Here is a 12496-nt window from a genome sequence, read left to right as displayed (position 1 = left end):
AAGATGAAAGTCTCAGGCGGAGGAGTGGCCATGGACGAGCAGACCAGCGAGCGTATCAATGCGGTGGAGGAGCGGATCGGTACGGTGGAAACCGAGGTGGCCGTGATCCAGTCCACTTACGTTAAACGGGATGAGTTCGCCACCTTGCGCGTCGAAATGGCGGAAAATTTCCGTGGGGTGGAGCGCCAATTCGGCGAGGTGCAGCGGCAGTTTGGTGAAGTGCGTGCCGAAATCGCCCAACAGGGCGCCACCATATTGAAGTGGATGGTGGCTACCCACTTAGCCTTTTTCGTCGCTATCGTCACCACCGTCCATTACATCCGCTAGAACATGCGCCGCTGCGCCGCAGCCTCATCTCCCAGCAACTCCACCAGCAGTTTCTTGACCGGCGCCGGCAGCGCCGCCCCGGCCAGCGTGGCGCCGTCGTGCCACTGGTGGCCGTCGCCGGCGGCCAGCGCGTGCCGGCGCGCCAGCGTCACGCGATACGGCGCGATGTGCAGCTTGTAGTGCGTGAACACATGCGTGATGGTCGACAGCCGTTCGTGCGACTCCATGTCGCCGAACGGCGCCACGGCCCGCATCAAGGCCGCGTCGGCGGCCGGCGCAACGTTGTCGTCCTCGGCCGGCGTGTGGCCATCGAGTTCCGGCAGCGACAGCAAACCGCCCCAGATGCCGCTGGCGGGCCGCTGCTGCAACAGCACCTGCCCCTGGTCGACGATGGCCAGCATGGTCGCGTGCTTTTCCGGACTGGCCTTCTTCGGTTTGCGCACCGGCAGTTCGGCCGTGCGGCCCGTGGCGTGGGCCACGCAGCGCGCCTGCAGCGGGCAGCGTTCGCACGACGGGCTGCTGCGCGTGCACAGCGTGGCGCCCATGTCCATCAACCCTTGCGTGTACGCTTCGATGCCCTGTTCCGGCAGCAGCGCCTCGGCGCGCCGCCACATGGCTTCCTCCACTTTCTTCTCGCCCGGATAGGCGGCGATACCGAACGCGCGGGCGAACACGCGCTTGACGTTGCCGTCCATGATGGCGGCCCGTGCGCCGCTGGAAAACGCGGCGATGGCGGCCGCCGTCGAACGGCCGATGCCGGGCAGTTCGGCCAGCAGGCGCGGGTCGGATGGGAACACGCCATCGTATTCGGCCACCACGCGCTGCGCGCACTTGTGCAGGTTGCGGGCGCGCGTGTAGTAACCGAGGCCGCTCCACTGCGCCATCACATCCTCGACGGGCGCGGCGGCCAGCTCGCGCAGGGTAGGGAAGCGTTCCAGGAAGCGCGCGTAGTAACCGAGTACGGCGCTTACCTGGGTCTGCTGCAGCATGATCTCGGACAGCCAGATCAGATAAGCGTCGCGCGTGTTCTGCCACGGCAGCGCGTGGCGCCCGTGCTGGCGCTGCCAGGCGATGATGGCGTCGGAGAAGGAGGGATCGGAAAGTGCTTCCAGGTCCGCCGCGCCGGCCGGCGCGCGCGGGTGTGTCATACGTGTCATGCTGTTCCTCAGGCGGCCGCGTCGAGCGCGACGAATTCCGCGTTGATCGCGATGCTGATGTTGCCCGCCAATTCGTTGAGACGCGCCTTGCGTTCTTCCAGCTCGCGCTGGCCCGCTTCGAACGCGTCGATTTTCTGTTCCAGGCTGTCGGTCGCATCGTGGATGCGCTGGATCGACGCGAGCCTGTGCTTGAGCTGATCCTTGTGCTGCCGGATCTGCGCCTCCAGCGGCGCCATGATGACCTTGAGCCAAGCGTCCGCATCGGCGTTGGCGGCCTTGAAGCAGGCCCGCACGCGCGAGGCGATGGTGTCGAAGAATTTCTCCATCAGCACCACGCGGCTGGTGGTGATCAGGGTGGCCGTGCCGAACTGGCGCGCGTAGATCGCTTCGATGGCGGCGATTTCCTCGCGATAGCGCTGCAGCGAGAACGGCATCGGCATGGACAGCGTGAGCCCGTGCTCGTTGGAGAAGCGGCGGTACATCACGCCCATCATGTCGGCGATTTCCACGGTCTTGGCGTCGGCCGCGTCCAGGCTGGCGCGGATGCGCTCGAAGTACTGGCGCACGGCTTCGCGCACGCCGGTGAAGAAGCGGCTGCGCTGCATCTGCTGGCGCACCTGCTCGATATCGTCGCGCACCAGGTCCATGCCCATGCAGGTGTAGAGCTCCGTGGACAGGCGCGTGAACACGGCGCGCGTGGCCTGCAGCTTGAACAGGCTGGCGTCGAATTCCTTCTTCTCCACGTCGATGCGGCGCATCATGTGCGAGATCACGCTCTGGTTCTTGCCGCGCAGGCTTTTGAGTTCGTGCAGCTGTTCGACGATGTCGCGGATGCGGGTGGTGATCATCGACAGCTGGGCCGCGCTCAGCGATTGCAACTCCGCGCTCAATTGCTTGCGCACGATGTCCTTCTTGACCGGAATCAGCTCGTTGAACAGGGCCTGTTCCAGCGCCGGCAAACGGCTCTTGCCCAGCAGCGCCTGGTCGCCGTTGATCTTGGCCACCAGCGCCTTCTGGGCCGAGACGGGGAACACCTGGCGCGCTTCCAGGCCCAGCATGTGGGCCGCGTGGGTCTGCTGGCGCTCGATCTCGGCGTTCACCTCGGCGTCGCTGCGCAGCTCGTCCCACATGCTGTCGATCTTGTTGAGCACCACCAGCCGGCCCGCGCCGGCGCCGATGTGCTGGCGCCACACTTCGATATCGCTCTTGGTCACGCCCGTGTCGGCGGCCAGGATGAACAGCACGGCGTGCGCGTTGGGGATCAGGTTTAGCGTCAGTTCCGGCTCGGTGCCGATAGCGTTCAGGCCGGGCGTGTCGAGGATCACCAGGCCCTGCTTGAGCAGCGGGTGGGGGAAGTTGATGATGGCGTGGCGCCACAGCGAAATCTCGACCAGGCCCTCGTTGTCGAGCGTGACGGCCATGTCCGGATCTTCATCGTCGTACAGGCCATAGCGCTTGGCCTCGGCCACGGGCACGTGGCGCGTCAGGCTCACCTGCTTGAAGGCCTCGTACATGTCCTGGCCGGCCTCCAGGTTCAGCGGGATGACGGTCCAGGCGCCGGGCTGGTCGCGGTAGTCGCTGGTGGAGAGGTTCTCGGCCCGGGTCTCGATCGGCAGCAAGCGGATCGACGGCGGGAAGGCCGGGTCGTACATCAGCTCCGTGGGGCACATGGTGGTGCGGCCGGCGGCCGAGGGCAGGATGCGCTGGCCGTAGTCGGCGAAGAAGATGGCGTTGATCAGTTCCGATTTACCGCGCGAAAATTCGGCCACGAAGGCCACTGACAGCTTGTCGTCGGCCAGCCGCGCCAGCGTGCGCGCGATGCGCTGCTCGGCGGCCTGGTCGGCCAGTTCGGCGCTGTTGACCCAGGCCTGGTAATGCTTCAGGGCCGTCACCACGCCTTCGCGCCACGCGCTGTATTGTTGGAAATCGCGCACCATGATGCTCCCTTTGCCCGGCTGGTCCGTTGTTGTTTTCACTATTTCTGGCATACGACGCAATAGAAGGTGGAACGTTGGCCCTGCTTGATCTGGCGTACCGGCGTGCCGCACACCCGGCATGGCACGCCAGCACGATCATAGACGAAATACGACTGCTGGAAATAACCGGACTGGCCGTTCACGCTAATAAAGTCGCGCAGCGTGCTGCCGCCCTGGACGATGGCCTCGGCCAGCACGGCGCGCACGGCCCCGGCCAGCTTCTCGTAGCGGGCCAGGCTGATGCGGCGGGCCGGCGTTTTCGGGTTGATGCCGGCCCGGAACAGGCTCTCGGACGCGTAGATGTTGCCCACGCCGACCACGATGTCGCCCGCCAGCAGCACCTGCTTGACGGCCGCGCCGCGCCCGCGCGTGTGGGCGTACAGCAGCTGGCCGGAAAAGCCATCCTCCAGCGGTTCCACGCCCAGGCCGCGCAGCAGCACGTGCTGGGCCAGTTCGCCGTCCCCGGCGCCATGCCACAGCACGGCGCCGAAGCGGCGCGGGTCCGTCAGGCGCAGCACCTGGCGCCCATCCGGCCCCTCGACGACGAGGTCGAAATGGTCATGCTTGCCCGGCGCTATGCCTTCGGGGAGCACCCGCAAGTGGCCCGACATGCCCAGGTGGATGATCAAGGTGCCGTGGTCGAAATGCAGCAGCAGATACTTGCCGCGCCGGCCGGTGGCGCGCACGGCGTGGCCGGGCAGCGTGGCGGGCAGCTGGGGCGGGAACGGCCAGCGCAAACCGTCGCGGCGCTGCACCACGGCCCGCACGGTGCGGCCTTCCAGGTGGGGGGCGACGCCGCGGCGGGTGACTTCGACTTCTGGCAATTCTGGCATCGGGGAACAGGTCTCGCTGGTAAAAGGGGCGCAACAGGGAAGTTGGTCCTGCCTGGGTGGAATATTTCGTTACACTGGGAGCAGACGCGGGCGCCGCGTTGAGCGTAAAATCTGTCACTAGCGCCACCCCAGTGCCTTCCGTCCGACCTGCCAGGATTTCCCTTTGAAAAACGCTTTCGCCATTGTAACCCTGTCCGTCCTCATGTCGGCGTGCGCCGTCGCGCCGCGCGGTTCGCGCGAGGCGGCCGCGCCGCCGTCGCCGGCAACGGCGGAAGACGGTGCGGCCACGCCGGCGTCCGCAGCCACGCCGGCGTCGGCGCCGGCCGAGGATGCGCTGCCCGGCGTCGAGCTGACCAGCGACATGCTGTACAAGCTGACCAAGGCGGAACTGGAATTCAAGCGCGGCCAGTGGCAGGGCCCGTACATGACGATGATGACGCTGGCCCAGCAAACGCGCGACCCGCGCCTGGCCAAGCGCGCGGCGGAAATGGCGCTCACGGCCAAGCAGGGCCCGGAAGCGCTGGCAGCGATCCGCCTGTGGCGTGGCCTGGCGCCCAATTCGGAAGAGGCGGTGCAGTATTTCCTCGGCTTCGCCGTCGTCAACGACGACCTGTCGGAAGCGGAGCAGATCTTCGCCGACCGGCTGAAGGCGGCGCCGCCGGCAGGGCGCGGCCTGGCCATGTTCCAGATGCAGCAATTCCTGCTGCGCGCCAAGGACAAGGCGGCCGCCTACGCACTGACGGAGCGCGTGCTGGCGCCCTATGGCGACATGCTGGAAGCCCATCTGATCCTGGCCCAGAGCGCCTTCGCCAACAACGACCACGAGCGCGCCCGCGCCGAGGCGGACGCCGCATTGCGGCTGCGCCCGGACTCCGAGCTGGCCGTGCTGACCCAGGCCCAGGTGGCGCCCGATGTGGAAGGCGCCGTCAAGGTGCTGACTGATTTCCTGGCGCGCCACGCGGGCGCGCGCGAAGTGCGCGCAGCCTACGCCCGCATCCTGGTCGACAACAAGCAGTACGACGAGGCCCGCAAGCAGTTCCTGCTGCTGCTCAAGGACCAGCCCGACAACCTGGCCACGCTGTATGCACTGGGCGTGACGGCCATGCAAAGCCAGGACCTGGCCAGCGCCGAGGATTACTTCAAGCGCTTCGTCGCCGTGCTGGGCGACCATCCGTCCGATGAGCGCGACCCGTCCAAGGTGTTGATGATCCTGTCCCAGCTGGCCGAGGAACGGGGCGACTTCGACGCGGCCGCCCAGTGGCTGGAGAAGGTGGAAGCGAACGACAGCCGCGTGTACCTGACGGCACGCCTGAAACGGGCCCAGCTCACGGCCCGCAAGGGCGAGGTGGACGAGGCGCGCAAGCAGCTCGACGCGCTGCAAACGTCGGACCCCGTGGAGCAGGCCCAGATCATCCAGACCGACGCCCAGATCCTGCGCGACGCCGGTGACACCCGCACCGCGTTCACGGTGCTGCAGAACGGCCTCAAGCGCTTCCCCGATAACGCCGACCTGCTGTACGACTTTGCGCTGGCGGCGGAAAAACTGGGCGAACTCGACGTGATGGAAAAGAGCTTGCGCCAGGTGATAGAGACGGTGCCCGACAACCATCACGCCCTGAACGCGCTCGGCTATTCGCTGGCCGAGCGCAATGTACGCCTGACAGAAGCGTTCGCGCTGATCGACAAGGCGCTCAAGATGGCGCCCGGCGACCCCTTCATCATGGACAGCATGGGCTGGGTGCAGTTCCGCCTGGGCCACCTGACCGAGGCCGAGGACATGCTGCGCCGCGCCTACGCCCTGCGCAGCGATCCCGAGATCGCCGTCCACCTCGGCGAAGTGCTGTGGGTCAAGGGCGACCAGGCGGGCGCGCGCAAGATGTGGTCCGAAGCGAAAGCCAAGGACCCCAAGAACGATGCGCTCAAGAGCACGCTGGCGCGCCTGAACCAGAGCCTGTAAGGACCGATGATCAAATTTCACTCCCCGCTGGCCGCGCTGGCCGCCTCGTTCGTTTCCTTCGCTGTGCTGGCTGGCTGCGCCACGCCATCCGCGCCCCTGTCCACGGCCGTCGTCGCGCCTTACCAGGCCGCCATCGAACTCAATGGCCATCTGTCGGTCAACTACCTCAAGGATGGCCGGCGCCAGGCGGCGTCGGTCGGATTCAACTGGCTGCAGACGGCCAACCGCACCGACGTCACCTTGGCCTCGCCGCTCGGTTCGACCATCGCCATCATCACCGTCGCGCCCGGCTACGCCAGCCTGACGGAAGCGGGCAAGCCGCCCCGTGTGGCCGACGACATCGACAGCCTGAGCGCGCAGACGCTGGGCTGGACCTTGCCCGTGTCGGGCCTGCGCGACTGGCTGCAAGGCCATGCCATGGCGGCCGACGGCGGCCCGTTCGCGGCCAGTCCCGCGCACAGCAGCGTGACCACGCGCGATGGCTGGCAGCTTGATTACGTGTCGTGGCAGGACGACGGCGCCGCCGTGCCCCGGCCACGCCGCATCGACGTGGCGCGCGCCGCCGTGGGGGGGCTGGAAGACATGCAGATCCGCATCGTCATCGATGCCCCGGCAGCACCCTGAATTTCACCATTTGATTGCGATATGCCTAGTTTGAACCATTGCCCGGCCCCGGCCAAACTGAATCTGTTCCTGCACGTGAATGGCCGCCGCGCCGATGGCTACCATTTGCTGCAAACCGTGTTCCAGCTGATCGACCGCGGCGACACGCTGCACTACACGCTGCGCGACGACCATGAAATCCATCGCGTGACGGAGGTGGCCGGCGTGCCTGAGCAGCAGGACCTGATCATCCGCGCCGCCCACCTGCTGCAAGCGGAAGTGCTGCGCCGCACGGGCGCCTTGCCGCCCGGCGTCGACATCGCCATCGACAAGATCCTGCCCATGGGCGGCGGCCTCGGTGGCGGCTCATCCGATGCGGCCACCACGCTGATGGCGCTCAATCATTTGTGGCGCGCCGGCCTGACGCGCGAGGAGCTGATGGCGCTGGGCCTGCCGCTGGGCGCCGACATCCCATTCTTCATCTTCGGCCAGACCGCGTTCGCTGAAGGCGTGGGCGAGGCCATGCAGCCGGTGCGCGCGCCTGATTGCTGGTACGTGGTGATCGAGCCGGGCGTGGCAGTGCCGACCGCGAAAATTTTTTGCTCGGAACATTTGACAAGGAATACTCCGCCCGTCATAATATCGGACTTTTCCAGCTACCTCGAAAAACAAACGAGTTTGAAAGGGTACGGAAAGAACGATTTACAGCAAGTGGCAACGCAGTTATTCCCGCCGGTAGCCGAGGCGATCGAATGGCTCGCTGCTTACGGTGACGCCAGGATGACTGGCTCCGGAGCTTGTGTGTTTTGTGCGGTTGGCAGTGAAGTCGAAGCGGACGCGGTGCTCAGAAATGTGCCTGCCAAGTGGGTTGCCTGGAAAGCCAAAGCACTGGACAAGCATCCCATCGCCAGCTTGTTGTGAGTAGGAAAAAAGATTTGGCTTAGCGTGAAGTTTCCGGTAGAATGCCGGGCATGTAACGACAAGCAGTCAGTTGCGTAGGGGAATCGCCAAGCTGGTTAAGGCACCGGATTTTGATTCCGGCATACCAAGGTTCGAATCCTTGTTCCCCTGCCATTCATTTTCTCTGCGATTCTGTCGAGGCGAAGTTGGCCTCCAGCCAGAGGGAAGGCAGATGATGCCGCCCACGCGGGTCATTCATAGTACAGCGCCACGCGGGCTTACCGCTGGCGACTTTTCAGAAATTTTCACACTCTATCTCTGGGACTCCCAATGGCTTACGAAAACCTGATGGTTTTTACCGGCAACGCTAATCCTGCGTTGGCAGAAGGAGTCGCAAAAAACCTCGGCATTCCACTCGGCAAGGCAAACGTCTCGAAGTTCTCGGACGGCGAAGTGATGGTTGAAATCAACGAGAACGTCCGTGGTAAGGACGTGTTCGTGCTGCAATCGACCTGCGCTCCGACCAACGACAACCTGATGGAACTGATCCTGATGGTTGACGCTCTGAAACGCGCATCGGCAGGCCGCATCACGGCCGCCATTCCTTACTTCGGTTATGCCCGCCAGGACCGCCGCCCACGTTCGGCGCGCGTGGCCATCTCGGCCAAGGTGGTGGCCAACATGCTGGAAGAAGCGGGCGTCGAACGCGTCCTGATCATGGACCTGCACGCGGACCAGATCCAGGGCTTCTTCGACATCCCGGTCGACAATATCTACGCTTCGCCGATCCTGCTGGGCGACCTGCAGAAGAAAAATTACCAGGACCTGCTGGTGGTGTCGCCCGACGTGGGCGGCGTGGTCCGTGCCCGTGCGCTGGCCAAGCGCCTGGGCTGCGACCTGGCCATCATCGACAAGCGCCGTCCCAAGGCCAACGTGTCCGAAGTGATGAACATCATCGGTGAAGTGGAAGGCCGCAACTGCGTGATCATGGACGACATGGTCGATACGGCCGGCACCCTGGTCAAGGCCGCTGAAGTGCTGAAAGAGCGCGGCGCCCAGAAAGTGATCGCCTATTGCACCCACGCCGTGCTGTCCGGTCCCGCCATCGACCGCATCACCAGCTCGTCGCTCGATGAACTGGTGGTGACGGACACGATTCCGCTGTCGGACGCGGCCAAGGCTTGCGGCAAGATCCGCCAGCTGACCTGCGCACCGCTGCTGGCCGAGACGTTCAAACGCATCATCAAGGGCGATTCCGTGATCTCCCTGTTTATCGACTAAGATAGACAACAGTATCAGCAACACCGGCGGCGCCTGGCTTTGTTAGCCGAGCGCCGTTGTGTTTTTCCGGATTCATGAGCGTTGCTTGCTCATTCTTGAAGTGCCCTGGTCGCGGGGCGCTTCCTAACACGGGGCGCGAGCCCTGTATTTTTTGGAGTATCACATGAAAGTTGTCGCATTCAAACGCGAATTGCAAGGTTCCGGAGCGAGCCGCCGCCTGCGTAATTCCGGCCAGACCCCTGGCATCGTCTACGGTGGCACCGAAGCCCCAGTGACCATCGCCCTGGACCACAACGCCCTGTACCACGCGCTGAAAAAAGAAGCGTTCCACTCGTCGATCCTGGATCTGGAAATCGACGGCCAAGTCCAGCAAGTGCTGCTGCGCGACTTCCAAGTCCACGCATACAAGCAACTGGTACTGCACGCTGACTTCCAGCGCGTTGACCCGAACGCCAAAGTGCACATGAAAGTTGCCCTGCACTTCGTGAACGCCGACGTGTCGCCAGCCGTCAAGCTGCACGGCGCCAACATCAGCCACGTGCTGAACGAAATCGAAGTGTCGTGCCTGCCAAAAGACCTGCCAGAGTTCATCACCGTTGACCTGGCAAACGTGGACGTGGGCCACTCGGTGCACATCGCCGACCTGACCCTGCCAGCCGGCGTGACCGCCGTGACCCACGGTTCGAACCTGACCGTTGCTACCGCTTCCGTGCCAGCCGGCCACGTTGCTGCTGAAGCAGCCGCCGCGCCTGCCGCTGAAGAAAAGCCAGCCGCCAAAGGCAAGAAGTAATCTTCACGCCGCAGCGATGCGGAAGTGAATGAAAAACCCGCCGGCGCGAGCCTGGCGGGTTTTTTTACGGCGCGCCGTTTTGCGCGCAATGAGAATTCTTAACGATAGAAACGCCATGCCCATCCGCCTGATCGTCGGCCTCGGCAACCCCGGCCCCGAATACGAACAAACCCGCCACAACGCCGGCTTCTGGCTGGTCGACAACCTGGCCAACAGCCTGCCCGGCGCGCGCCTGCAGCGCGAGACGCGCTTTAACGCGCTGGTGGCCAAGACCGCCATCGCCGGCCATGAAGTATGGCTGCTGGAACCGCAAACCTATATGAACCGTTCCGGCCAGTCGGTCGGCGCGCTGGCGCGCTTCTACAAGATCGCGCCGGAGGAAGTGCTGGTGGTGCACGATGAGCTGGACCTGATGCCAGGCGTGGCGCGGCTCAAGCGGGGCGGCTCGGCCGGCGGCCACAACGGCCTGAAGGACATCACGGCCGCGCTGGGCACGCAGGATTACTGGCGGCTGCGGCTGGGTATCGGCCATCCCCGTTCCCTGAGCTTGCAGCAGCAGGTGGCCGACTTCGTGCTGCACCGCCCGCGCCGCGAAGACCAGGAACTGATCGAGCAAGCCATCGATAAAAGCTTGCTGGTGATGCCGCAGATTTGCGAAGGTAAATTCGAGGCGGCTACCATGAAATTGCATACGGCCTGATAGTACGGGCAGTCCGGGCCGCGGCCCGGACTTGTGCGCCCCCGGGGCGCGGCCCGGACCTTCACTGGCGGATCTTCACTTCACCTTTTGCGCGCCTACTTCGTCGCCGCAATCCAGCGGTCCACCCGCGCCTCCAGGATAGGCAGCGGCAGCGTGCCGTCGCCGATCACCACGGCGTGGAAGGCCGGATAGCTGAACTTGTCGCCCAGCGCCTGCTGCGCCCGCTCGCGCAGTTCCAGGATTTTCAGCGCGCCGATCTTGTAGCTCAGCGCCTGGGCCGGCGTGGCCATGTAGCGTTCGATCTGGTTGCGCGCGCGCGCTTCGCTGAAGCCCAGCGTGTCCATCGTGTACTGGATCGCCTGCTCGCGCGTCCAGCCCTTGGCGTGCATGCCCGTATCCACCACCAGCCGCACGGCGCGCAGCATTTCCGCGTTCAGGTGGCCGTAGTAGAACTCCGGCTGCGCGTACAGGCCGAACTGGCGCCCCAGCGTTTCGCTGTACAGCGCCCAGCCTTCCGTGAACGCCGCACTGTTGGGGTTCTCCGTGTTGAACTTGCGGAAGTCCGGCAGCGGCAATTCCTTCAGCAGCGCCGCGTGCAGGTGGTGGCCGGGCAAGCCCTCGTGCAGGAACAGGCTGACCATGCCGAACGTGCTGTACTTGTGCGCATCGTTCACCACGGGCCAGAACACGCCGGGATGGGAGCCATCGGCCGCCACCGGCGTGTAGTGGTCCGACGCCGTGGCGCGGGTCAGCTCCGGCTCCAGTTGCAGATCCAGCTTGGCCTTGGGCAGCAGGCTGAAATAGGCAGGCAGCTTTTCCAGCACCGTGTCGTTGATCTTGCGATAGGCGTCCAGCACCTGCGCGTCGCTGGTGTATGGCTTGTATTTCGCCTGCGCGCTGACCCACTGCGGCAGGTCTTTGGCGGGGCCGTCGTAGCCCAGCTTGGGACCGAGTTCCACCAGTTGCTGCTGGATGCGCGCCACTTCCTTCAGGCCCAGCGCGTGGATCGCGTCCGGCGTCAGCGGCAGGTTGGTGGCGTCCTTGATGCGGGCCTGGTACCAGGCCGCGCCGTTCGGCAGGGCGCTCCAGCCGGTGCTGGTGCGGCTGGCGGGCAGGTATTCTTTTTCCAGGAAGGTGCTCAGGCGTTCGAGCGCCGGCTCCAGTTTTGTCGCGATCAACTGGCGGTAGGCCGTCGTCAGGCGCTGCTTGTCGGCGGCGGAAAAATCGGCCGGCAGGTTCTTGATCGGGGTGTAGAAGATGTTCGTTTCCGGCGTGGCGCTGCGCAGTTGCTGGAACTGGGGCAGCATGGCCAGCGTGATCGCTTTCGGCTGCACGACGCCGGTGCGCATGCCCTCGCGCATGTTGGCGATGGCCTGGTCTATCCACCCGGGCAGCTGGGTCAGGCGGCTCAGGTAGGCGTCGTATTGCCTGGGCGTGGACAGCGGCTGCGAACCGGTGCCGCCCGCGTAGTTGGCCAGCGTGCTGGGCACGTTATCCATCTGGTCCAGCGGCAGCAGGTGTTCGGGGAAGGGCGCCAGGTCCAGCGCGCATTGCAGTTCGTAGGCCAGCAGGTCGTAGTTCAGTTGATCCTGGTCGGCCAGCGCGGTGCGCGGGATGGCGCGCAGTTGCTGCTGCATGCGGCGGTACAGCGCGAACTGCCGGGCGCGCGCCTTGGGCACGATGTTCATGCCGATCTGGTCGTCGTAGCGGCTGTCGCCGTTGGCGGTGGCGTACAGCAGCGGATCGAAGCGGGCGCGGGCCTGGTAGAACGCGTCGGCCAGCTGGTTCAGCTTCTGTTGCGCGGGCGACTGGGCCATGGCCGTGGCGGGCGCGGCGGCCAGTGCGGGAGCGCTGCACAGTGCGCAGCCGATCAGGCTGGCGAGCAGGGCGGTGGTAGCCAGCCTGGCGCGGGTAGGGGAAAGCGGCATCGAGGGTCTCCTGTTTTTGGGTGGCGACAGGATACCCCAGATCG

11 protein-coding genes and 1 tRNA gene are annotated in these 12496 nt (G+C 65.1%); 8 read left to right on the top strand and 4 right to left on the bottom strand.

Annotation, left to right across the window (positions count from 1 at the left end):
* Nucleotides 1–30 precede the first annotated feature (30 nt).
* A complete protein-coding gene (locus tag H3H36_RS11690; protein WP_182217622.1) occupies nt 31–327 on the top strand; it encodes a hypothetical protein in 297 nt (98 codons plus the stop codon).
* Here H3H36_RS11690 and mutY read toward each other — a convergent pair.
* The 3 genes from mutY to mutM are packed head-to-tail and all read right to left on the bottom strand — an operon-like array spanning nt 324 to nt 4293.
* Nucleotides 324–1484 carry an A/G-specific adenine glycosylase gene (mutY, locus tag H3H36_RS11685; protein WP_182217620.1) on the bottom strand — a complete coding sequence of 387 codons (1161 nt, stop codon included), beginning with the start codon at nt 1482–1484 and terminating at the stop codon, nt 324–326. The two genes, H3H36_RS11690 and mutY, sit on opposite strands and share 4 nt — an antisense overlap.
* An 8-nt stretch (nt 1485–1492) precedes the next feature.
* Nucleotides 1493–3421 carry a dynamin family protein gene (locus H3H36_RS11680; protein ID WP_182217617.1) on the bottom strand — a complete coding sequence of 643 codons (1929 nt, stop codon included), beginning with the start codon at nt 3419–3421 and terminating at the stop codon, nt 1493–1495.
* 38 nt (nt 3422–3459) lie between these two features.
* Nucleotides 3460–4293 (bottom strand): bifunctional DNA-formamidopyrimidine glycosylase/DNA-(apurinic or apyrimidinic site) lyase, encoded by an 834-nt coding sequence (gene mutM / locus H3H36_RS11675; RefSeq protein ID WP_182217615.1) that lies wholly within the window; start codon nt 4291–4293, stop codon nt 3460–3462.
* Between the two features lie 202 nt (nt 4294–4495).
* On the opposite strand from mutM, the gene H3H36_RS11670 reads away from it, so the two are divergent.
* The 7 genes from H3H36_RS11670 (at nt 4496) to pth (ending at nt 10524) form a co-directional block, all read left to right on the top strand.
* Entirely contained in the window at nt 4496–6250 is a 1755-nt protein-coding gene (locus tag H3H36_RS11670; protein ID WP_182217682.1) for a tetratricopeptide repeat protein, read from the top strand.
* Between the two features lie 6 nt (nt 6251–6256).
* A complete protein-coding gene (locus H3H36_RS11665) occupies nt 6257–6874 on the top strand; it encodes an outer membrane lipoprotein LolB (RefSeq protein ID WP_182217613.1) in 618 nt (205 codons plus the stop codon).
* Between the two features lie 21 nt (nt 6875–6895).
* On the top strand, nt 6896–7774 hold the full coding sequence (gene ispE, locus H3H36_RS11660; protein ID WP_182217610.1) for a 4-(cytidine 5'-diphospho)-2-C-methyl-D-erythritol kinase: 879 nt from the start codon (nt 6896–6898) through the stop codon (nt 7772–7774).
* 76 nt (nt 7775–7850) lie between these two features.
* A tRNA-Gln gene (locus H3H36_RS11655) sits at nt 7851–7927 on the top strand.
* Nucleotides 7928–8083: 156 nt separating this feature from the next.
* Nucleotides 8084–9034 (top strand): ribose-phosphate pyrophosphokinase, encoded by a 951-nt coding sequence (locus tag H3H36_RS11650; RefSeq protein ID WP_182161935.1) that lies wholly within the window; start codon nt 8084–8086, stop codon nt 9032–9034.
* A 163-nt stretch (nt 9035–9197) separates the two neighbouring features.
* Entirely contained in the window at nt 9198–9824 is a 627-nt protein-coding gene (locus H3H36_RS11645; protein WP_182217608.1) for a 50S ribosomal protein L25/general stress protein Ctc, read from the top strand.
* Nucleotides 9825–9939: 115 nt separating this feature from the next.
* A complete protein-coding gene (gene pth / locus H3H36_RS11640; RefSeq protein ID WP_182217605.1) occupies nt 9940–10524 on the top strand; it encodes an aminoacyl-tRNA hydrolase in 585 nt (194 codons plus the stop codon).
* 95 nt (nt 10525–10619) lie between these two features.
* Here pth and H3H36_RS11635 read toward each other — a convergent pair whose 3' ends face one another.
* Nucleotides 10620–12452: a DUF885 domain-containing protein gene (locus H3H36_RS11635; protein WP_182217603.1), complete on the bottom strand. Its 1833-nt coding sequence runs from the start codon at nt 12450–12452 to the stop codon at nt 10620–10622.
* Nucleotides 12453–12496 lie beyond the last annotated feature (44 nt).

Source organism: Rugamonas fusca (assembly GCF_014042365.1).
In the GTDB taxonomy this organism is placed as follows: domain Bacteria; phylum Pseudomonadota; class Gammaproteobacteria; order Burkholderiales; family Burkholderiaceae_D; genus Rugamonas; species Rugamonas fusca.
The sequence above is the reverse complement of the archived record's forward strand: the minus strand, read 5'-3'. Positions and strand labels throughout refer to the sequence as shown.

Bases quoted from the DNA above. Each gene is read 5' to 3' on its own strand.
- H3H36_RS11680 (WP_182217617.1), bottom strand. From the start codon at position 3,421: ATGGTGCGCGATTTCCAACAATACAGCGCGTGGCGCGAAGGCGTGGTG.
- H3H36_RS11665 (WP_182217613.1), top strand. From the start codon at position 6,257: ATGATCAAATTTCACTCCCCGCTGGCCGCGCTGGCCGCCTCGTTCGTT.
- H3H36_RS11635 (WP_182217603.1), bottom strand. From the start codon at position 12,452: ATGCCGCTTTCCCCTACCCGCGCCAGGCTGGCTACCACCGCCCTGCTC.
- pth (WP_182217605.1), top strand. From the start codon at position 9,940: ATGCCCATCCGCCTGATCGTCGGCCTCGGCAACCCCGGCCCCGAATAC.
- H3H36_RS11645 (WP_182217608.1), top strand. From the start codon at position 9,198: ATGAAAGTTGTCGCATTCAAACGCGAATTGCAAGGTTCCGGAGCGAGC.
- mutM (WP_182217615.1), bottom strand. From the start codon at position 4,293: ATGCCAGAATTGCCAGAAGTCGAAGTCACCCGCCGCGGCGTCGCCCCC.
- ispE (WP_182217610.1), top strand. From the start codon at position 6,896: ATGCCTAGTTTGAACCATTGCCCGGCCCCGGCCAAACTGAATCTGTTC.
- H3H36_RS11650 (WP_182161935.1), top strand. From the start codon at position 8,084: ATGGCTTACGAAAACCTGATGGTTTTTACCGGCAACGCTAATCCTGCG.
- H3H36_RS11690 (WP_182217622.1), top strand. From the start codon at position 31: ATGGACGAGCAGACCAGCGAGCGTATCAATGCGGTGGAGGAGCGGATC.
- H3H36_RS11670 (WP_182217682.1), top strand. From the start codon at position 4,496: ATGTCGGCGTGCGCCGTCGCGCCGCGCGGTTCGCGCGAGGCGGCCGCG.
- mutY (WP_182217620.1), bottom strand. From the start codon at position 1,484: ATGACACGTATGACACACCCGCGCGCGCCGGCCGGCGCGGCGGACCTG.